We start from the raw sequence: 20,213 nt of genomic DNA, 5'->3' as shown, positions 1-20,213 counted from the left end.
ATTTTTTTTCACTCCGATGTTTTCCCAGAAAAAAAGCGTTTTTATAATTACCCCAAAGGAAATCTCGCAGCGACTGGACCATTTTCTGGTTTCTCATGGAATTCCTCTTTCCCGGGCGACCATTCAAAGATTAATCCGCACGGGAGGGGTTTTGGTAAGCGGTCATAGGGTGAAACCCTCCTATCGCCTTCGGGAAGCGGAGCAGATTGAAATCACCCTTCCAAAAAGCGCTTCATTGGATTTAATAGCCGAATCCATTCCGATAGAAATTCTTTATGAAGATGGTGATTTGATCGTTTTAAACAAACCGGCCGGGTTGGTGGTCCATCCTGCACCTGGGCATGATCGAGGAACCCTGGTCAATGCATTACTTCATCACTGTTTTTCTTTAAAAGACATTGGTGAGGGAGAACGGCCTGGCATTGTTCACCGGTTAGATAAGGATACCTCTGGTGTGATGGTTGTGGCCAAAACCAGAGACGCTTATGTTTCCCTGGTAAGACAATTCAAAGGTCATTTCATTCGTAGAAAATATTTAGCGTTGGTTGCGGGGAATCCACACCAAAAATCCGGTGAAATTAGCCTTCCTATTGGCCGAGACTCGTACCATCGGAAAAAAATTTCTTCCCGTACGAACAGCCCAAAACCTGCTATTACCCGTTACCGTGTTTTGGAGTCTTTGAAAGGAGCAACCCTAATGGAGGTGGTTCCCCAGACGGGGAGGACCCATCAAATTCGAGTACACTTTTCTTGGTTGCGTCACCCCATTGTTGGAGACCGGTTATACGGGAAGGGCAGTGGACGTTTTATCCAAGGGCGCCCAATTCACCGGCAGATGCTTCATGCCTGGGTCTTAGGGTTGTTACACCCAATCAGTCAAGAGTTTTTAGAGTTCTCTTCTCCCCCTCCACCGGATATGGTAGAAGTATTGGAATTTCTTAAGGGAAAAGGCCTTTGAGGGGTTTTTCTCTTTTTGACTAATCTTGACAAAGGGTTTAGGGACCCCTTATACTCCGCTCACCCTGTGTGTGATCATTATCATAAAAAAAAACTTATTCTCGGAAAAGGGCAGAAAAAGGAAAGTGTCGATGGGAAAAAAATTTAGGGCAACCATTGGTGACAGGATCAGGGATGTTCGTGGAAACATGACGCAGGAACGGTTTGCGAAACGGCTCGGTGTTAAGCAAAACTATGTCTGTCGATACGAGAAGGGGAGGTTTCCTTCTCCTGAATTGCTTTTAAAGATTGCCAGATTTGGAAATGTGAGCATAGACTAGCTATTGACTGGTATGGATAAAAAGGGCGGCCCGTCTGGGTCCAGGGTGTCCTTAGTGAAAGAGAAAACAGATTTGGATCGGAGCATTCAAGCGTTATTAAATCAATTGCGACCACCAAAGAAAAAATGGGTTTTAAAAACTCTTCGAGAAATGGTTAAAGCGATCAAATAAGCCATTTTTATTGAAGGGTGCTGATCCGTTCAAGGTTTTCTTCTTTTCCAATCACCACCAAAATATCCTCTTTATGGAGGGTCTCATCTGCAGAGGGATTAAAATTCACCTCTTCTTCAACCACCTCCTTTCCTTTTACCAGTCGAGCATTCATTCTCCGGATGGCAATAATGTTCACATTAAAATGGGTTCGAACTTCGCTGTCTTTTAATCGCTTTCCGACAAGTTTGGAGGGAATCGGAATTTCGATGATGCTGTAGCCTGGAGATAGTTCCAAATGTTCTAAAATATTTGGAGCAATGAGGCTGTGGGCGAGACGGATTGCCGCGTCCCGCTCAGGATAAATGACGCGGTTTACTCCCAGATTTTGAAGAACCTTTCCCTGAGTGGGGGTCACGGCTTTTGCAATGATTTCCTTGACCCCTAATTCTTTCAGGGTCATGACAATTAAAATGCTGGCTTCTATATTTTCACCGATACTGACCACGGCAACATCCACGTTTTGGGTGCTAACGGCTTTCAGGGCTTTTTCGTCTGTCGCATCACATTGGACCGCGTAGGTTGCAAAATCACTGACGGATTCAATCTTCGCTTCATCAATATCAATGGCCAGCACCTCAAAGCCTTTCTTGATTAAGGTTTCGGCCACGCTATACCCAAAACGTCCAAGCCCAATGACCGCAAATTGCCTCATGCAAAAACTCCTATCTCCTGCTTTCCCCAAATCCCTGTGAGGGTTTGGGTGAAAAAAAACCCGCTTTTTCGCCAAGTAGGATTTTTCAAATGAGTTGAAGTCTTGTTGAAATTGGTGGATCTTTCCAAAGTCCTGTCCGTCAAACCCGTTGAGCGTTTAGGATGAAGTTCCTTTTTCTCTTTTCAGAAATGGGGTGATTAAATCCAAGGGAACGGGGAATACCACTGTGGAATTTTTGTCCACGGCCACCTCGGTGAGGGTTTGTAAAAAGCGGAGCGTTAGGGCGGCTGGATTCGTGGAAATAATGGCTGCGGCATCGGATAATCTTTGCGCCGCTTGAAATTCACCCTCAGAATGGATAATTTTAGCCCGACGCTCACGTTCCGCTTCGGCTTGTTTCGCCATGGCCCGCTGCATTTCCTGGGGAAGATCCACATGTTTTACCTCTACGTTAGCGACCTTGATTCCCCAAGGGTCGGTCTGACGATCTAAAATTTGCTGAAGTTCATGATTGATCCGATCCCTGCCTGCCAAAAGCTCATCCAATTCCGCCTGCCCAAGAACAGACCGAAGCGTGGTTTGGGCCAATTGAGAGGTTGCATAAAAGAAATCCTCCACATCAATAATGGCCCTTTGAGGATCGATCACTCTGAAATAAAGCACCGCATTGACCTTCACGGAGACATTGTCACGGGTAATTATATCCTGAGGGGGGATATCAAACACAATTAATCGAAGGCTGACTTTGACCATTCTCTGAATGAGGGGAATGAGGATGATCAATCCGGGTCCCTTGACTTTCCAAAAACGGCCCAACATAAAAATTACCCCTCTTTCGTATTCCTGGAGAATCTTAACGGCGCTATACAGGAAAAGAATTACAATGATGATGATGCCTAAAGTACCCAGTTGGGACATTGGATAAACCTCCCTTCGATTAAATTCGCTTTTTTACCTGTAACCGCAGACCATTCACCTGTAAAACCTCTACTTCTTCTCCCTTCGGTATAGGGGTTTGGCTCACTGCATCCCACAGCTCTCCATGGATTGATACTTTTCCATCCTCGAATATTTTGGTGTCCGCTAATCCGGTTAATCCGATAAGAGCTTCTTTTCCTGAAACCGGTTTCCGTTTGTGGGCTTTTAGGGCCAATTGGATTGCAATGGCAAAAAAAAGGGCCATGGAGAGGACAACGGGAATAATGACGCTTAGGGAAATTTTCAAAAAGGGAACGTCCGAATCCACTAACATAATGGATCCTAAAACCATGGATATTACCCCGCCCACACTGAGAAGACCGTAGCTGATAATTTTAATTTCAGCGATAAAAAGAATGAGTCCAAAAATCATCAATAATAAACCCGCATAGTTTATCGGCAGTGTCTGAAAAGAGTAAAAAGCCAGGATTAAGGAAATGGCCCCCACCACTCCGGGGAGGATTAAACCGGGGTTGGAAAGCTCAAAAAAAAGGCCAATCATTCCAAGACTCATTAAGAGAAAGGCGATATTTGGATCGCTTAGGGCTTGAAGAATTTTGAAGCGGGTTCCCATTTCAAAGGTTTTCAAATCCTTTCCTTTGGTGTGCAAGGTTTGGGGTCCTGCTGAGGTAGAGACCTCCCGGCCTTCGATATTATCCAGGACAGAAGTGAGGTTTTCCGCGATGAGGTCAATTACGTTGAGTTTGAGGGCTTCTTCTTCCGTAACCGACACACTCTCTCTCACCGCTTTTTCAGCCCATTCCTCATTCCGGTGGTGTTTTTGTGCGATGGACTTAATATACGCGGCCGCATCATTTTCGACTTTTTTGACCATTTCACTGTCCATTTCCCCACCCCCTAAAGCAACCGGGTGAGCAGCTCCAATATTGGTTCCAGGGGCCATTGCGGCAACATGTGCGGCCATGGTAATAAAAACACCTGCGGAGGCCGCCCGCGCTCCGGTGGGAGAAACATAAACAAGGACCGGAACGGAAGAGGCGTTCATTTCTTTAATGATAATTCTCATGGATTGGTCTAAGCCCCCCGGGGTATCTAGTTGAATGACCAGGGCTTCAGCTCTATCCTCCTCTGCGGTTGAAATGGCTTTGGAGATGTATTCCGCTGCAACGGGATTAATGACGCCGTTATATGAAATGACATGGACTTTTTTTTCTTCGGCTTGGGCGGGAATGGCAAAAGGAAAAATGATGAAGAAGATAAAAAGACCACCTTTTCCCAATTGGGTAGGGTTTAATTTTGCCATTTGCAAGTCTATTTCGGCCCTTTTCTCGGTTGGTTTTCCGACTGCATCATATTCCTTTTATGAGAGTTCTGTCAAGAAGAGAAGGGCGCTCAAAAGGGAGAGGGTGTTAGGAGGTTGGCGGTTATTCGTCGGTTTCATTAAAGAGATGTGTTTTAGTTTCCATTTTTTCTTCAATCCACGTTTGAAGGTTTTGCTCAGAAAAACGCCATTGGCCCCCAATTTTCACCCCTGGAATTTTATGGGCTTTAATCAAACGGTAAATGGTACGTTCGTTTACGCAAAGGAAGTGAGCCACCTGTTTTATGGTTAACATCCTGAAACCCTTTTGTTCCTGTTCTTTGGTTTCGATCGGCATATGGTTTCCTCCTTTTGGGATTGATAGAAGAGCAAAACTTATGCCGTTTCGGATAAGGGTGGCCACTAACCTTAAAATTAAAAATTTATAAAATTCAACAAGTTATATTATTTCTAAAAAATGGAAAATGGTTTAAAAATGAAGGTTCTCCAAAACTGTCCAGAATCTGGCATTTTTTGACAGGATTGTGAAAGGAATTACAGGTTAGGGGGATACGGAGCCCGGGTTTTAGGAGGTATATCGTTCAGGTTTCCGGTCGTTTAAAAGGTGGTTATAAGGGTTAATTTGTTTCTTTCTGGCCTCTAAAGGGTTGATCTGCACCTCATGAAATTCTTCCTGATTTTCCGACGCACGGTGGAGAATTTGTCCCTCTGGGCTTACAATCTCACTTTGGCCAATAAAGGTTAGCTTTTCTTTCCCATTCCGTTCTTCACTTCCAATTCGGTTTGCCGTGATGGTAAAAACCCTGTTTTCAATGGCCCGGGTTACCATTGCATTGGGACAATAGGGAAGGACAAGATTCGAAGGATGGCAGATTAAATCCGCCCCTTTTATGGCCAGTGTCCTTACCGCTTCGGGGAAGATCCAATCGAAACAAATGATGATTCCTACTCGGGTTCCTTTCACCTCAACAATTTCAAAGTTTTTGTTTCCAGGAGAGAACCATAGGGTCTCCTCATTGAAAAGGTGTATTTTCCGATAAACCGAGAAAACCCCTTGAGGTCCTACCAAGATAGCTGAATTATAAAACTGTTCTCCCTCTTGTTCAGCAAGGCCGGCAACTAGGAATATTCCATTTTCACGGGCCCATTGGGAAAGGCGTTTGGAGGTATAACCATTTGGAATGGGTTCGGAGAGTTCCTTCACCTCCTTTTTGGAAACGAATTGATATCCGGTATTAAAAAATTCAGGAAGAACAATGAGGTCAGCAGAAACCCGGGAAAGTGATTTCAAAACATGATCTACGTTTGTTTGAATATCCCCGAAGATCGGATAAAATTGAAAAAAACCAATTCGCATGGGAAAAATTATATCATTTTTGAATTTGGAAATGAACCTGGATTTTGTTTTTCCCCTTTACTTTTCAAAATGTCCTAATTTCAAATCCATACAAATCAAAGGGATTTCCCATTAGGTAGGGGTATTTCAGCCCTTCATTTCGACCGGAAACCCATGAATGTATGATAAATTCCCAGGCCCTCTGAATGCCCAATCTTTCCTTAATATGGGTGTTTCCAGATTTTTGAATTAGGAATATGCTAAGTGCTCTTTTTCGTAAATTCACTAACGTATTTTGGCGGTGTTGAAACCTGAGTCTATCATTCCCGAATGTTTTATCGGGCCCGCCTGCCGGCAGGGAGGAATCCAGGCTCTTTAAAATCAACAACTTCTGGATTCCCGCTTACGCGGGAATGACGTCTTGATTCATTGATGGGGGGTAAAAAAATCTCTAACCTCCCTATCCCTTCCTTACAAAAGGAGGGAATTGAGAAGCTCAGGATTTAGAAATACAATTTTTTTTAGCATGAAATAGGGTCTAACTATGTGGTTTTTCATTCCAATCTGGATTGGGATTCTAGTCCTTCCCTTAATGGGTCTTAAGAATTCTCTCGCCATGGCAGGTGTCATTGCCATTGGGGGTTTGTTTTGGAAGGGGGTGATTTCCTTTTCACAATCTTCCCAATTTCAATCGTTCTGGAATAATTCCAAAAAATGGGGCGATCCAATTCTTCAATGGAGACCCAGGCCGTGGCAGCAAAAAATCCTAGAGATTGTCGCTTGGGGTGGTTTGATTTTAATTCCCCAGGATATGAACAACTATTACCTGGATGTCCTGACCACAGCGGGAATATATGTCGTCCTTGCTCTGGGGTTAAATATTGTTGTTGGAATGGCTGGTCTTTTGGATTTGGGCTATATTTCTTTTTATGCCATTGGTGCTTATACCTACGCCATTCTTTCAACACAATTTGGGGTTCCTTTTTGGATTGGACTTCCGATTGGGGGAATGGCGGCCGGTTCATTGGGGGTGGTGTTGGGTCTGGTCACTTTACGGTTGCGGGGTGATTATATTGCCATTGTCACGTTGGGGTTTGTTCAGATTATTTATCTGATTTTAAAAAATTGGGATAGCGTCACCAACGGTCCCAACGGTATTTTAAATATCCCTCGACCCTCTCTCGGCTCTTTTCTCCTTCAAGACCCCATTCATCTTTATTATCTCATTCTTTTGATTGTCGCTTTGACGGTTTTCGCCGTGAGCCGGCTGATTCATTCCAGGGTCGGCCGTTCCTGGATGGCCATCCGGGAGGATGAAGTGGCCGCTCAGGCCATGGGAGTGGATACCACACGGATGAAAATTTTAGCTTTTGGATTAGGGGCCTTTTGGGCGGGATTGGCCGGCGTGTTTTTTTCCGCGAAGATGGCTTTTGTTTCTCCGGAGAGCTTTACCTTTTTTGAATCGGTGTTCATCCTGACCATGGTGGTTTTGGGGGGAATGGGCAGTATTCCCGGAGTTATTTTGGGTGCTGTGGTTTTAATTGTTCTGCCTGAAATGTTCAGGGGGTTTGAGAGCTACCGGATGCTTTTGTTTGGTGGAGCCATGGTGTTGATGATGATTTTTCGGCCCCAGGGGTTGATCGGGAACCCCCGGAGAAAAGTTGAACTTCAAACCGGGAATAAAACCGCCCTCTCTTAGTCCCTCTCCCCTGATTGGGGAGAGGGAAGGTGGGGGTGGAGCAAGCTGCAGGGGTAAATAAAAATTAAAACGTTTCTTGAAGTTCAGCAGTTAACCAAGACCTATGGCGGGCTGACCGCCCTGTCGGGGGTTAATTTAAGCATTCAAAAGGGGAAAATTACCGCTTTAATTGGTCCAAACGGGGCGGGAAAGACCACACTCTTTAACTGTGTGACGGGATTGGTCCGGCCGGATACGGGAAACCTGGTTTTTAAAGGTCAGCCTATGAGGAAATGGAAACCCCATCAATATGCAAAAAATGGAATTGCCCGGACCTTTCAAAGCATCCGGCTTTTTGCCGAAATGACTGCACTGGAGAATGTGATGGTGGGAGCCCATTCCCGAAGCCAAGCAGGGGTTTGGGGAGCCCTGATCCGAAATCATCGGGTCCTTGAAGAAGAAAGAGTACTTGCATCTAAGGGATTAAAGTTGTTAGAATTCGTGGGTTTATTGGAAAAAGCGGGTGTTTGGGCCCGGGAATTACCATTTGGTGTGCAACGAAGGTTGGAAATAGCCCGTGCTTTGGCGGCTGATCCAGAACTTCTCCTGTTGGATGAACCCGCTGCGGGAATGAACCCCAATGAAACTGCAAGCCTCATGGGATTAATCCAGGATATTCTGAAACAAGGAATTTCTATTTTTTTAATTGAACATGATATGAAAATGGTCATGGGAATTTCTCATAACGTTTATGCTTTGAATCATGGGGAGAAAATTGCGGAGGGAATCCCCCGAGACATCCAACAGAATCCATCGGTGATCGAAGCCTATTTAGGAAGAGGGGCTCAGGGTTAGTTCGGACTCAATGGGTTAAGCCTCATTTTTTTCTTTTTTATATGTTAACTTTGATGGACGTACATACCTATTACGGCCCCATTGAAGCGCTCAAAGGGGTTTCATTTGAGGTTCGGGAAGGGGAGATTGTTGCACTAATCGGGTCCAACGGGGCTGGAAAGTCCACCTCTTTAATGACCATCTCCGGTGTTTTGGCACCCCAAGCGGGGAAGATTTCTTTTCTGGGGAACGGGATTGAAGGGTGCCCCTCCTATGAAGTGGTCCGGCTTGGAATTTCTCAGGTTCCCGAAGGAAGACGCATCTTTCCCCGTTTATCGGTGTTGGAAAATCTGGAATTGGGAGGTTTTTGTTTAACAGGGGAAAAAGAAGTTCGAAGGGAGCTGGACCGGATCTTTGAGTTTTTTCCCCTTTTAAAAGACCGGCGGAATCAGATGGGAGGGACACTCAGTGGGGGAGAGCAGCAGATGCTTGCCATTGGGCGTGGGTTGATGTCGGCCCCACAACTTCTCCTTTTGGATGAACCGTCTTTGGGGTTGGCCCCCATGATGGTGGAAAAGATTTTTGAAATAATCCAGGAAATCAGTGAAGGGGGAGTAACTATTTTGCTGGTGGAGCAGAACGCCCACGCGGCCCTTTTTCTTGCCCATCGGGGGTATGTGATGGAAACCGGAAAGGTCGTCCTTGAGGGACATTCCCATTCCCTTTTAAATAATCCCATGGTTAAAGGGGCTTACCTGGGAATGAATTAAAAGACCCATTTCAATTCGAGTAAAAAAAATTTTAAAAGGTTGGGTTGGATTAAGGTTCTTTTGGAGGTACCAACCGGAGCGCAAATTAAACCAGAGACGATTTCATGAGACAAACCCCCTTATTTCAATTTCATAAAAAAGCGAAAGCAAAAATTGTTGGATTTTCCGGTTGGGAGATGCCTCTTTCCTATACAGGGGTATTGGAAGAGCACCGTACGGTCCGGCAGGCTGTTGGCCTTTTCGATATCAGTCATATGGGCCGGATTTGGGTGGAAGGAGAAGGCGCCGTTCCTTTTTTGCAGAAATTGACCTCCAATGATGTGGAGCGTCTCTCGAAGGGCCGGGCTCAATACTCACTGGTTTTAAACGAACGGGGCGGCATTATGGATGATATTTTCGTCTATCGCAAAGAGGATAATCAGTTCCTAATTTGTGTGAATGCTTCCAATACGGAAAAAATCGCAGGATGGTTCAAGGAACAGGTTCAGAATTTTCCAGCTTCCGTCAACGACCGCACCTTGGAAACGGGACAGATTGCACTTCAAGGACCCCGTGCTGAGGCGGTGCTGAAAAAAGTCTCCTCCTATTCCCTGGCTTCTCAAAAGCTTCACTCCTTTCAAGTCGATAAGGTGGCCGGGGTTCAGGCGTTGGTGGCGCGGACAGGGTATACCGGTGAACCGGGCGTTGAACTTTTTCTTGAAAAAGCCGATGTCCAAAAAGTGTGGGATGCCCTTGTGTCCGCAGGAAAAGAAGAGGGGATTCAGCCCATCGGGCTGGGGGCAAGGGATACGCTGAGGCTTGAAATGGGGTATTGCCTTTACGGTCATGAAATCGATGAGGAGACCAATCCCTTGGATGCCGGCCTTGGGTGGGTGACCAAATTGGAGAAGCCCGACTTCATGGGACGGGATGTTTTGCTGGAGAAGAAAATAACAGGGCTTCAACGGAAATTGGTTGGATTTCAACTGGTCCAAAAGGGTGTTCCGCGCCAGGGTTGTCCCTTTTATTCCGAAGGAAAGGAAGTGGGTGTGGTCACCAGCGGGAATTATTCCCCTACGCTTGGCAAAGGGATCGGAATGGGATATGTTTCCACTTCCTTTGCGGAGCCGGGGGAGGAATTATTAGTGGAAATTCGCGGAAAGGCCGTTCCCGCAGAAATTGTTGACATGCCGTTTTATCGCAAAAAAGGTAAGGGCACAAAAAAATAAAAGGATTGAATAAATGGAATATATTCCAAATACTAAAAAGCAGCAGGAAGAGATGCTCAAAATAATTGGGGTGGATCATTGGGAAGATTTGCTGAAAGACATTCCTGAAGAGGTCCGGTTAAAAAAGGATTTAAACCTCCCCAACCCCTTGACCGAGCTGGAACTCCAAAAGGAAATCCCCACCATCAGCCAAATGAATAAACATGCGGGGGAAATGATCCATTTTATGGGGGGAGGGGCGTATGATCATTATATTCCCGCCGCGGTTTCCCACCTGATTTTCCGGTCCGAGTTTTACACCGCCTATACCCCTTATCAGGCGGAGATGAGCCAGGGGGTTTTGCAATCCATTTATGAATATCAAACCTTTATTTCCGAACTCACCGGAATGGAAGTGGCCAATGCGTCTTTATATGACGGGGCCAGTGCTTTGGCGGAGGCGGCCTGGATGGCCACCCGTGTGACCAAACGAACGGGAATCGTCTATGCCTCCACCATTCACCCCAACTATCGCGATGTGCTGGGGACCTATTTTAGAGGGTTAAAATCCTCTTTAAAGCCAATTCCACAGGACCAGGGGGTAATCGATTCAGAAACGGTGGATCGGACCATTAATGAAAAGACCGCTGCGGTTTTGGTGCAGACGCCCAATTTCTTCGGTTGTATTGAAGATGTTTCCCTGCTGGCGCAAAAAGCCCATGCCGTCGGTGCTTTGCTGGTGGTCATGGTAGACCCTATCAGCCTGGGACTTTTGAAAAGTCCCGGCGAGTATGACGCCGATATCGTGGTAGGAGAAGGGCAAAGCCTCGGAAACGCCATGAATTTTGGAGGCCCCTACCTGGGTTTCTTTGCCACCCGACGTCAGTACATTCGGCAGATGCCCGGCCGAATTGTCGGAGCCACCGTGGACACAAAGGGTCGCCGGGGTTTCTGCCTCACGCTTCAAACACGGGAGCAGCATATCCGCAGGGAACGCTCCACCTCAAATATCTGTACCAACGAGGCATTGAATGCGCTGGCCGCCACCATCTATTTAGCATTGATGGGAAAAGCGGGTCTCCGGGAAGTGGCTTATCAGTCGCTGCAAAAAGCCCATTATGCCCAGAAGCGGTTGTGTGATATCGAAGGGGTTTCACTGGCTTATTCAAACTCCTTTTTCAAGGAGTTTGTCCTCAAAGTGCCCAGCTCTTTTAAAAAACTTTCCCGAAAAATGGAGAAGGCCGGCGTACTCATCGGACCCGATCTTGGACATCTGGGGAAGAAATTTAAACAACACCTTTTGGTTTGTGTCACTGAAAAGAGAACCAAAGAAGATATCGACTGGATGGCCGAATCTTTGGCCAATGCTTTATAACGAATCATTCAACAGTGATCATGATAAGGAATTGAGAATGAAAGAAGGACTCATTTTTGAAAAAACGGTTTCCGGACGAAGAGGATATACATTGCCAGCCTTAGATGTTCCCGAGGTCTCCGCTCAGGAATTGATACCCCAGCGGTATTTAAGGGAAAGGGAGCATCAACTTCCTGAGATGAGTGAAGGTGAAGTGGTTCGGCATTATACCCGTCTTTCTACCCAAAATTTTGGAGTGGATTTGGGATTTTACCCCTTGGGTTCCTGCACCATGAAGTATAATCCAAAGATTAATGAAGACCTGGCCAACCTCCCTGGTTTTCTTCACCTGCACCCTCTTCAACCTGAATCCTTATCCCAGGGTGCGTTGAGGCTGATGTATGAATTGGCCGAAATGTTAGGGGAAATCGCCGGAATGAATCGGGTCACCCTTCAACCTGCGGCGGGGGCTCATGGGGAATTGGCAGGCTTGCTGATGATGCGGGCCTACCACGAAAAACAGGGCAACCCCCGAAAACATGTATTGATTCCGGATTCTGCCCATGGAACCAATCCTGCCAGCGCGGTCATCGCGGGCTATTCCGTTCAGGCCATCCGTTCAAATAAAAGCGGGCTGGTGGACCTGGAGGATTTAAAGCGCCATGTCAATGAGGATTGCGCCGGGTTTATGCTGACCAATCCCAATACCCTGGGTTTGTTTGAACGCGACATTCTGCAAATTCAAAAAATTCTTCATGAAGCAGGTGGCCTTTTATATCTGGATGGCGCCAATTTAAATGCATTTTTGGATCTTTGCCGTCCCGGAGATATGGGATTCGATGTGGTCCATTTCAATCTTCATAAAACCTTTACCGTTCCACATGGAGGAGGGGGCCCGGGAGCAGGTGCTCTCGGTGTGGGAGAACGATTGGTTCCTTTCCTGCCGGTTCCTACCGTTGAGCGTGACGGAGAACGCTTTTATTTTGATTATGATCACCCCGATTCCATTGGAAGGCTGCACGGTTTTTATGGGAACTTCGGAAATTTGGTAAGGGCCTATTCCTATGTTCGACGAATGGGAGCGCCGGGGCTTGAAGAAGTCAGCCGAAATGCCATTCTCAATGCCAATTATGTCCGGAAGCGGTTAGAGGGGTTTTACCCCATTCCCTATAACCGTCCCTGTATGCATGAGGTGGTTCTTTCGGCCAAACGTTTCCGAAATAAAGGAGTTCATGCTTGGGATATTGCCAAGCGGTTAATCGATTTTGGAATTCATCCCCCCACGGTCAATTTTCCCTTAGTGGTGGATGAGGCCATTATGATCGAGCCTACGGAGACAGAGTCCAAAGAAACCTTGGATCATTTCTGCGATGCCATGATTGCCATTGCAAAGGAGATAGAGGAAAATCCCGAAAAGGTCAAAGGGGCACCTTTAACCACTGCCATTTCCCGTTTGGATGAAACAAAGGCGGTAAAGGATTTAGATGTTCGATGGAATCCCCTCTCATAAAAAGGTTTTAATTATAGGTTAGTCGATGAGATTTTATGACATTCTCCACCCCCCAAACTTCCCTCCCCCCTGTGGGGAGGGATTAAGGGCGGGGGCTTTTTATTATCCCATTGTCTAGAAGCGGGGAATTTCATTTCAAAGGTTAGTAAATGAGATTTTATGACATTTTGGTCGTCGGTGCGGGATTAGCGGGGATGCGGGCTGCCATTGCAACTCCCTCCGATGTGAGTGTGGCACTTATTTCAAAGGTCCATCCGGTTCGCAGCCATTCCGTGGCAGCCCAAGGGGGAATCAATGCGGCCTTACGTCCCGATGATCGTTGGGAAGACCATGCCTTTGATACGATTAAAGGCAGTGACTATTTAGGGGATCAGGACGCCATTGAAATTATGTGCCGGGAAGCCAAGGGAGATATTCTGGCGTTAGAGCAGATGGGAATTATTTTCAGCCGTGATGAAGAAGGGCGGATTGCTCAAAGGCCTTTTGGCGGCGCAGGATTTCCCCGGACCTGTTATGCCGCAGATCGAACCGGCCATGCCATTCTTCATGTATTGTATGAACAGCTCTTAAAACGGAAGTTTCCCGTTTATGAGGAATGGTATGTCACCTCCCTGATCGTAGAAGAGGGTGTCTGCAAAGGAGTAATCGCCTGGGATCTGATCAATGGAGGACTCCATGCCATCGGGGCTAAAGCGGTCATACTGGCGACCGGGGGTTTTGGGCGTGTTTATGGAGTGAGTACCAATGCCATCATCAATACGGGGGATGGGATCAGTTTGGCCTACCATGTGGGTGCGCCCCTCATGGATATGGAGTTTGTGCAGTTTCATCCCACCACATTAAAAGGATCCGGGATTTTGATTACTGAAGGGGCCCGTGGAGAGGGCGGGTACTTGATTAATTCCAATGGGGACCGTTTTATGGGAAAGTATGCTCCCAATGCCATGGAACTCGCCAGCCGCGATGTGGTCTCCCGGGCGGAGGCCATCGAAATCGAAGAGGGAAGGGGTGTTGATGATTGCGTCCTTTTAGATTTACGGCACCTGGGAAAGGAAAAAATTCTGGAACGTCTTCCCCAGATCAGGCAGCTGTCCATTGATTTTGCGGAGGTGGATCCGGTTGAATCTCCGATTCCTGTCCGCCCGGGGGCCCACTATTCCATGGGGGGAATTCGGACCAACGTTTGGGGGGAAACGGAAATTGCCGGTCTTTTTGCCGCAGGGGAATGCGCCTGTGTGAGCGTTCACGGGGGGAACCGGCTTGGAGGCAACTCGCTCCTCGACACCATTGTTTTCGGAAGACGAAGCGGGATCCGAGGTTCCGAGTATGTGAAAAATATCAATAAAGTGTTGGTGGGAGAGCAACATTTGCCAGCAGAAGAAAAACGGATAGAAAAACTCCTTCACCGCAGGGACGGGGAACGGGTTGGATTACTGAGGGAAGAGCTGGGACGGGTCATGAACAGTCTGGTTGGGGTTTTCCGGCGGCAGGAGCAAATGGAAAAGGCGAGGGAACAGATTAACGAACTCAAAGGAAGATATCAGAATGTATTTTTAGATGATCACGGAAAAAAGTTTAATACAGAACTGTTGTGGGCCCTTGAGATCAGAAACCTGCTGGAAGTGGCAGAGACCATTGTGGTGGGTGCCATTGAACGAAAAGAAAGCCGGGGGGCTCATACACGCAAGGATTTTCCGAACCGGAATGATCAGCAATGGTTGAAACATATTCTCATTTATTCAAGTGACGAAGGTCCCCGGCTCCAGACCGTTAATGTAAACATTACGAAATATCCTCCCAAGGAACGGACCTACTAACCTTTCCGTATCGTTGGATGACATTCTACCGTTGCCATTTCCTCAATAATTCTCTGTATTTTTGGTGAATTACCTTGACAAAAACTTGAACGAAAGACTAGAATAACCACGAATTTTTTCTTATTTAATTAAGACTCTGAAGGAGTATTGCAGAGTTTTTTTTTGAGGACTTTTAAACTATGGCAAATATGGTTGTGGTTGGAACCCAATGGGGGGATGAAGGAAAAGGTAAAATCGTTGATATTCTGAGCGAGGAAGCGGATGTGGTGGTCCGGTTTCAAGGAGGCCATAATGCGGGACATACGGTGGTGGTGGATGAGGAAGAGTTCATTTTACATTTAATTCCTACGGGGATTTTGCACCCCGAAACGGTTTGTGTCATCGGCAATGGAGTGGTGGTGGATCCTCAGGCGCTAATTGAAGAAATGGATAGCCTGAAATCAAGGGGTTTTATTTTAAAAGATTACTTGTTTATCAGCAAAAATGCCCATTTGATTATGCCCTATCACAAAGCCATTGAAAAAGAGAGTGAAAAACTAAAAGGGAGTCGGAAGATCGGAACCACCGGGAGGGGAATTGGGCCCACTTATGCGGATAAAATGGCCCGGGTTGGAATTAGAATGGCAGACCTTCTTGATCCGGAGATTTTCCGTGAAAAGCTCGCTGTGAATATTAACGATATGAATTTTATCTTGGAAGGCCTATATAATGTGGAGGGGTTCGAAGTCGAAAAAGTATATCAGGAATACATGGGTTATGCCGAAGCCATTCAGGACACCATTGTGGATACCTCAGTTTTGGTCAATCGGGCCATTGATGAGGGGAAAAATGTTCTCTTTGAAGGAGCTCAAGGAACCCATTTGGATGTGGATTTGGGAACCTATCCCTATGTTACCTCTTCCAATACCACAGCCGGCGGCGCTTGCACAGGTTCGGGGGTCGGGCCTACACGGATCAATAAAGTGCTAGGGGTTACCAAAGCTTATACCACCCGGGTGGGGAGCGGACCGTTTCCGACGGAGGAAGATAACGAGTTAGGGATGACGCTTCAACGACGGGGCCATGAAATCGGGGCTTCCACCGGAAGGCCGCGGCGCTGCGGTTGGTTTGATGCAGTTGCAGTACGTCACGCGGTGCGGGTGAACGGCATTTCAAGTCTGGCGGTGACGAAAATTGATGTTCTTGACCGGCAGGAAGAAGTCAAAGTTTGCGTCGGTTATAAATACCAAGGCCAAATGATTGAAGAGATGCCCTCTGAGTTAAAAATTTTGGAAAATCTGGAGCCGGTATACGAAACCATGAAAGGTTGGGATGATTTGAGTACCGGTGCGACAACCTATGAAAAATTGCCCGAAAATGCAAAAGTGTATTTGAAACGTTTGGAAGAACTGGTTAATTGCAAGATTGAAATCATTTCCACGGGATCTAAAAGAAGTGAGACCATTCGCCTTCAAAATGTGGTTTAAGGTTGTTGAATGCGGGGGTCTTTAACTTGCTATTCCTCGTAGCGAGCTACGGGGTGACCGCTTAGGTTCTCCCTTTTCCAAAGGGGGATTTGAGGATTTAGTTTTTCCTCTGAATACCCCGCAGTTTTGCTGCGGGGGTCTTTTATGAATGAAACATAGAGAGCCGCTAGCTCAGTTGGTAGAGCACCGCCCTTTTAAGGCGGGTGTCCTGGGTTCGAATCCCAGGCGGCTCACCATTTTAACTGGGGGCCCGTGCGGAAGGGAAAGGAGAAAAGGTCCTCCGATGCCCCCAGACCCCGCGCTTCGGACACGGCAAAGCCGGATCCTCGCTTTTGCGACGGGCGGCCTGGGTTTTAAAAGCGGGTGAGGCGTAACGAGTGTGGTGTAAGGGGGAAGAAGAATTAAGACCATTTTCCTTTTCCTCAAACCTTTAACCTCCAACATTTTTTAAAACAACCAGCCTGTGTCCCCATCGTCTAGCCCGGCCTAGGACATCGCCCTTTCACGGCGGCAACGCGGGTTCGAATCCCGCTGGGGACACCAATCTTTAGCCTCAAATATATTCGATTTCTCCATCCCATTTTCGGGAAGAGCAATAGCTATTTGATATTTTCGATGGGAAGATTTATATTTTTTTTGAACCCCCGTATGGTCATTTTATTCAAGCGTGTTATTTTATAAGAATTTAGGGTCATTATTTTTCTCCCTCCCCTTGAACTTACCAAGTGAAACGGCCTATCCTCCGCTATATTTCCAAAGAACAATATTGAGACCGACCTCCCCCAGAAATCGGTCCAGTATTTGAGATAGGATTTGGGGCTGACATTGATTGGTAGGTCTCTTTTTGGATTTGTTTACCTGGAAAGGATTAAAACGTCCAGTTCTTTAACTTTTTTCAGCTGAACGTCGTTCCCGATAAACCCGGTGGCACCGGAATGAGACGCTGTGGCGGCAAGGATTGCATCCGGTGTTTTTAGGTTATATTGTGCTCTAAACCTTGCGCCGATATCGGCAGTTTCTGAGGAAAACTCTTCCCAAATGAGGTAGGGGTAGGTGGTTAATAGTCCATAAAATTGATTTACCAGTTCATCGTTTTTCAGCCGATAAGGTTGTACAAGGACTTCTAGAAGTGACAAAGTAGAGCAGACTCCTTGATTTTGACCTTTTTCAATGGCTTGAAAGATTTCCTTTGTTAGACGGGAATAATGAGGGTTGTTTTCAATCAGATAAATTAGAATATTAGAGTCTAAACCCACTTTTTGGTGTTTTTTAAGGAAACCTTTCAATTTTTGAAGAGTTACCATGAACCTCGTTCCTTTTTTAAATAATTTTTTGGGTAAAGGGTTTTTCCCTTCCCTGAAAGCGCCTTTTGATAATTTTTGGGTTTTGGCATAAGGAGCGTAACCCTGCCTTTGACAACCACAAGCAGCTCATCTCCCCCTTGAACATTCATGGCCTTTCGGGCTTCTTTTGGAAGAACAATTTGGTTTTTAGATGACAATTTTAAATGACCCATTTGTTTCCTCCTTTTTGGTATGGTTTCGATTTGCTTTACTATATCATGGAAAGTAAAGTAATGCAATTTTTTAAAATTTCATGGTTTACATCAGGTTCTAAAAAGGCCCCAGTACGGGTGTTCTCTCATTTCCCTCTGCTTTTGGGTCGAGGGGTAAATGAAAGGGTAACCCATTAACGGGTGGAGTTAAGGGGAAAAAAAAGATCTCCCTCCCTATCTTTTTTCAAATAGAAAAGGGAATGTTCCACCTTTTTTTTGATTAAATAGGAAAATCCAGGGGAGAAGACAAGGGTATTTTTTCCAAACTGTCCCAACAGAGTGGTTCACCCCATTCATACTGTCAAAGCTCGTCCCGAGGTGATGCCTTCGGCATTATTATATTCTGCACCTTTGGCGCGGGGCGTGATCGGATCCCGGGGGGACACCAACCTAATCCTGTTTCTCACCCCCTTCTTATTTAAATTCCTTAACGATAATGAACCTATAGGTTTTATTGAGGTTTTATGGGACCTTTTAATTTTTATTAAATTGACAATGGCCCCCAACCTGCTATAGTGATCCCATTATTAAAATTGATTTAGTCGGAATCAATGTTTGATAGGATTTAAATAAAAGGGTAGATTCCCTTGCGAGCGGCAAATTTGGAAAAATTCCAAAAATGGTTCGCAGAATGGATTGAACTTTTGAAGAAAGAAGGGGTGTCCGAAAGTGATTGAAGTACCTGTATATACTTTAGAGCGAAAGAACAACCAGATCCTTACCTTTCCCGGTACGGTAAGCCCAGAAGCAGTGGCATTGAAATTAGAATCTATGTTACCTTCCAAATGGGTTACATGGAAATCCTGGGTTGAAAGCGGGCATTTTAAGGGCCACATTCTTTGCGATCAGGAAACAGGGAAAGAGTATTTTTCCCATCTGATTACGAGAAAAAGTGGAAGCGAAAAAATGGATTTAACAGTGGTGGATCGCCTAAAGAGTTAAATCTCCCTAAAAAAAATCAAGCTGTTCGGGAATACGTAAACGCCCGTATCGAGTTGAAAGACTTGTACGAGCGTTTTTTTTTGGAAAAATAGCCCCTTTGGATTTATCCCGATTACCCGATTACAAGTTCTATTTTAATTCTAAAAATATTTACCTTCCGCCTTGAAAAACCTTTTAGGGCTCCAAAAGTATTTTCTTAAAATATAAAAATAAATCCCTCAATTTTTAATGAGGCATTCCAATACATTAAAGGGCTGTCTGAAATTGATATTGAAATTAATTAGGTTTAGGAATAGCCTGATATTTTTAAAAAGAATTGTCCCAAAATAACTTTAAAAAAATTTCTTAAAAATGTTGGAATATAAATTTGAATGAGAAAAGGAAGGAAAAAAATGAATGGGAAAGCAAATATACTGGGTTCCGCCTTATTTCCCCTTTTCCTAATAGGGATGGTAATGGGGTGTGATGTAAATAGTTTAAAAGGCTCCCCAAAGGGGAATGAGAACCAATTGCGTCAGGAAATTGAGAACCCAATGAGGGAAGGTCTTGATAATACCATTAAGGAATTGCGGACCGCTATTCGCCTAAACCCAAAAGATGGAAACAACCATTATAATCTTGGAACGGCCCTTTTAGAAAAAGGGGATCTTGATGGTGCAATCGAGGAGTTTCGTATTGCAATTCCCCTAAACCCAAATGATGCAATGGGCCACTTTGGCTTGGGCGGGGCACTGTTTGAAAAAGGGGATGGAGCGGGGGCGGTGGGAGCGTTTCGTGGCGCGATAGGGATAAACCCCCGCTTTGCAGCGGCCCATGAGGGTCTTGGATATGTACTTCTTAGCCAAGAGGATTTTGATAGGGCGATTGAGGAATTTCGCACCGCGATTCGCCTGAACCCCAACTTTGCAGAAGCCCATGAAGGCCTCGGAATTTCACTTTTTAAAAAAGAGGATCTTGATGGAGCGGTTGAGGAGTTTCGTTTAGCGACCCGCCTAAAGCCGGAAGATATGATGATTCACTTTGGGCTCGGGAGTGCTCTATTTAAAAAAGAGGATTTTGATGGAGCGATTGAAGAATTCAGGACTATTATTCGCATCAATCCAAAAAATGCAATGGCCCAATCCAATTTAATGTTTGCACTAATTGAAAAAGGAAATTTTGTGGAAGCAGAAAAGGAGTTAGAAAATTTTAAAAAATTGGCCCCCGATACCCCTTCTAATCGGATAAAAATTGAAAAAGCAACCGGATTACTTAACACTTCCAGGGGTTCTGAGAAAACCTTGGAGGATTTCTAAAAAAGTTTCCCAAAGGGAATTCCTCGTTTCCGGTGTCCCAACCCCTAAAAATTCCTTAAATAGGTCC

19 protein-coding genes and 2 tRNA genes are annotated in these 20,213 nt (G+C 45.7%); 14 read left to right on the top strand and 7 right to left on the bottom strand.

The window, feature by feature from the left end:
* The first annotated feature begins 16 nt into the window (after positions 1-16).
* Positions 17-958: an RluA family pseudouridine synthase gene (locus tag VGB26_10620; GenBank protein HEX9758234.1), complete on the top strand. Its 942-nt coding sequence runs from the start codon at positions 17-19 to the stop codon at positions 956-958.
* 130 nt (positions 959-1,088) lie between these two features.
* On the top strand, positions 1,089-1,277 hold the full coding sequence (locus tag VGB26_10615) for a helix-turn-helix transcriptional regulator (GenBank protein ID HEX9758233.1): 189 nt from the start codon (positions 1,089-1,091) through the stop codon (positions 1,275-1,277).
* Positions 1,278-1,455: 178 nt separating this feature from the next.
* On the opposite strand, the gene VGB26_10610 is transcribed toward VGB26_10615, so the two are convergent.
* The 5 genes from VGB26_10610 to VGB26_10590 form a co-directional block, all read right to left on the bottom strand.
* Positions 1,456-2,142 carry a TrkA family potassium uptake protein gene (locus VGB26_10610; GenBank protein ID HEX9758232.1) on the bottom strand — a complete coding sequence of 229 codons (687 nt, stop codon included), beginning with the start codon at positions 2,140-2,142 and terminating at the stop codon, positions 1,456-1,458.
* Between the two features lie 156 nt (positions 2,143-2,298).
* A complete protein-coding gene (locus VGB26_10605) occupies positions 2,299-3,060 on the bottom strand; it encodes a slipin family protein (GenBank protein ID HEX9758231.1) in 762 nt (253 codons plus the stop codon).
* Between the two features lie 19 nt (positions 3,061-3,079).
* Positions 3,080-4,384, bottom strand: a complete 1,305-nt coding sequence (locus tag VGB26_10600) for a nodulation protein NfeD (protein ID HEX9758230.1) — start codon at positions 4,382-4,384, stop codon at positions 3,080-3,082.
* Between the two features lie 121 nt (positions 4,385-4,505).
* The gene (locus tag VGB26_10595) at positions 4,506-4,739 is read right to left on the bottom strand and encodes a helix-turn-helix domain-containing protein (GenBank protein HEX9758229.1); all 234 of its coding nucleotides are present in this window, start codon (positions 4,737-4,739) and stop codon (positions 4,506-4,508) included.
* Between the two features lie 228 nt (positions 4,740-4,967).
* Positions 4,968-5,759 (bottom strand): nitrilase-related carbon-nitrogen hydrolase, encoded by a 792-nt coding sequence (locus VGB26_10590; GenBank protein ID HEX9758228.1) that lies wholly within the window; start codon positions 5,757-5,759, stop codon positions 4,968-4,970.
* A 523-nt stretch (positions 5,760-6,282) separates the two neighbouring features.
* On the opposite strand from VGB26_10590, the gene VGB26_10585 reads away from it, so the two are divergent.
* The 10 genes from VGB26_10585 (at position 6,283) to VGB26_10540 (ending at position 16,897) form a co-directional block, all read left to right on the top strand.
* The gene (locus tag VGB26_10585; protein HEX9758227.1) at positions 6,283-7,437 is read left to right on the top strand and encodes a branched-chain amino acid ABC transporter permease; all 1,155 of its coding nucleotides are present in this window, start codon (positions 6,283-6,285) and stop codon (positions 7,435-7,437) included.
* Between the two features lie 57 nt (positions 7,438-7,494).
* The gene (locus VGB26_10580; GenBank protein HEX9758226.1) at positions 7,495-8,271 is read left to right on the top strand and encodes an ABC transporter ATP-binding protein; all 777 of its coding nucleotides are present in this window, start codon (positions 7,495-7,497) and stop codon (positions 8,269-8,271) included.
* A gap of 41 nt (positions 8,272-8,312) precedes the next feature.
* The gene (locus tag VGB26_10575) at positions 8,313-9,020 is read left to right on the top strand and encodes an ABC transporter ATP-binding protein (protein ID HEX9758225.1); all 708 of its coding nucleotides are present in this window, start codon (positions 8,313-8,315) and stop codon (positions 9,018-9,020) included.
* Positions 9,021-9,124: 104 nt separating this feature from the next.
* A complete protein-coding gene (gcvT, locus tag VGB26_10570) occupies positions 9,125-10,228 on the top strand; it encodes a glycine cleavage system aminomethyltransferase GcvT (protein ID HEX9758224.1) in 1,104 nt (367 codons plus the stop codon).
* A gap of 13 nt (positions 10,229-10,241) precedes the next feature.
* Entirely contained in the window at positions 10,242-11,582 is a 1,341-nt protein-coding gene (gene gcvPA / locus VGB26_10565; GenBank protein HEX9758223.1) for an aminomethyl-transferring glycine dehydrogenase subunit GcvPA, read from the top strand.
* A gap of 31 nt (positions 11,583-11,613) precedes the next feature.
* A complete protein-coding gene (gene gcvPB / locus VGB26_10560; protein HEX9758222.1) occupies positions 11,614-13,071 on the top strand; it encodes an aminomethyl-transferring glycine dehydrogenase subunit GcvPB in 1,458 nt (485 codons plus the stop codon).
* A 149-nt stretch (positions 13,072-13,220) separates the two neighbouring features.
* On the top strand, positions 13,221-14,888 hold the full coding sequence (locus VGB26_10555; protein HEX9758221.1) for an FAD-binding protein: 1,668 nt from the start codon (positions 13,221-13,223) through the stop codon (positions 14,886-14,888).
* A 179-nt stretch (positions 14,889-15,067) separates the two neighbouring features.
* The gene (locus VGB26_10550) at positions 15,068-16,354 is read left to right on the top strand and encodes an adenylosuccinate synthase (protein ID HEX9758220.1); all 1,287 of its coding nucleotides are present in this window, start codon (positions 15,068-15,070) and stop codon (positions 16,352-16,354) included.
* Positions 16,355-16,514: 160 nt separating this feature from the next.
* Positions 16,515-16,590: transfer RNA gene (locus VGB26_10545), tRNA-Lys, on the top strand.
* A 229-nt stretch (positions 16,591-16,819) separates the two neighbouring features.
* Positions 16,820-16,897, top strand: a tRNA-Glu gene (locus tag VGB26_10540).
* 311 nt (positions 16,898-17,208) lie between these two features.
* Here VGB26_10540 and VGB26_10535 read toward each other — a convergent pair.
* Positions 17,209-17,658, bottom strand: a complete 450-nt coding sequence (locus VGB26_10535; protein ID HEX9758219.1) for a PIN domain-containing protein — start codon at positions 17,656-17,658, stop codon at positions 17,209-17,211.
* Positions 17,652-17,870 (bottom strand): AbrB/MazE/SpoVT family DNA-binding domain-containing protein, encoded by a 219-nt coding sequence (locus tag VGB26_10530; protein HEX9758218.1) that lies wholly within the window; start codon positions 17,868-17,870, stop codon positions 17,652-17,654. Before VGB26_10530 ends, VGB26_10535 begins: the two co-directional genes overlap by 7 nt.
* Positions 17,871-18,578: 708 nt before the next feature.
* On the opposite strand from VGB26_10530, the gene VGB26_10525 reads away from it, so the two are divergent.
* Positions 18,579-18,851 (top strand): hypothetical protein, encoded by a 273-nt coding sequence (locus tag VGB26_10525; protein ID HEX9758217.1) that lies wholly within the window; start codon positions 18,579-18,581, stop codon positions 18,849-18,851.
* 392 nt (positions 18,852-19,243) lie between these two features.
* Positions 19,244-20,146 (top strand): tetratricopeptide repeat protein, encoded by a 903-nt coding sequence (locus tag VGB26_10520; protein HEX9758216.1) that lies wholly within the window; start codon positions 19,244-19,246, stop codon positions 20,144-20,146.
* Positions 20,147-20,213 lie beyond the last annotated feature (67 nt).

The sequence above is a fragment of the Nitrospiria bacterium genome (assembly GCA_036397255.1).
Classification (GTDB): domain Bacteria; phylum Nitrospirota; class Nitrospiria; order DASWJH01; family DASWJH01; genus DASWJH01.
The sequence above is the reverse complement of the archived record's forward strand: the minus strand, read 5'-3'. Positions and strand labels throughout refer to the sequence as shown.

Bases quoted from the DNA above. Each gene is read 5' to 3' on its own strand.
- VGB26_10535 (HEX9758219.1), bottom strand. From the start codon at position 17,658: ATGGTAACTCTTCAAAAATTGAAAGGTTTCCTTAAAAAACACCAAAAA.
- gcvPA (HEX9758223.1), top strand. From the start codon at position 10,242: ATGGAATATATTCCAAATACTAAAAAGCAGCAGGAAGAGATGCTCAAA.
- VGB26_10600 (HEX9758230.1), bottom strand. From the start codon at position 4,384: ATGGCAAAATTAAACCCTACCCAATTGGGAAAAGGTGGTCTTTTTATC.
- VGB26_10610 (HEX9758232.1), bottom strand. From the start codon at position 2,142: ATGAGGCAATTTGCGGTCATTGGGCTTGGACGTTTTGGGTATAGCGTG.
- VGB26_10605 (HEX9758231.1), bottom strand. From the start codon at position 3,060: ATGTCCCAACTGGGTACTTTAGGCATCATCATCATTGTAATTCTTTTC.
- VGB26_10555 (HEX9758221.1), top strand. From the start codon at position 13,221: ATGAGATTTTATGACATTTTGGTCGTCGGTGCGGGATTAGCGGGGATG.
- VGB26_10550 (HEX9758220.1), top strand. From the start codon at position 15,068: ATGGCAAATATGGTTGTGGTTGGAACCCAATGGGGGGATGAAGGAAAA.
- VGB26_10620 (HEX9758234.1), top strand. From the start codon at position 17: ATGTTTTCCCAGAAAAAAAGCGTTTTTATAATTACCCCAAAGGAAATC.
- VGB26_10590 (HEX9758228.1), bottom strand. From the start codon at position 5,759: ATGCGAATTGGTTTTTTTCAATTTTATCCGATCTTCGGGGATATTCAA.
- VGB26_10615 (HEX9758233.1), top strand. From the start codon at position 1,089: ATGGGAAAAAAATTTAGGGCAACCATTGGTGACAGGATCAGGGATGTT.
- VGB26_10530 (HEX9758218.1), bottom strand. From the start codon at position 17,870: ATGGGTCATTTAAAATTGTCATCTAAAAACCAAATTGTTCTTCCAAAA.
- VGB26_10585 (HEX9758227.1), top strand. From the start codon at position 6,283: ATGTGGTTTTTCATTCCAATCTGGATTGGGATTCTAGTCCTTCCCTTA.
- VGB26_10595 (HEX9758229.1), bottom strand. From the start codon at position 4,739: ATGCCGATCGAAACCAAAGAACAGGAACAAAAGGGTTTCAGGATGTTA.
- VGB26_10575 (HEX9758225.1), top strand. From the start codon at position 8,313: ATGTTAACTTTGATGGACGTACATACCTATTACGGCCCCATTGAAGCG.
- gcvT (HEX9758224.1), top strand. From the start codon at position 9,125: ATGAGACAAACCCCCTTATTTCAATTTCATAAAAAAGCGAAAGCAAAA.
- VGB26_10520 (HEX9758216.1), top strand. From the start codon at position 19,244: ATGAATGGGAAAGCAAATATACTGGGTTCCGCCTTATTTCCCCTTTTC.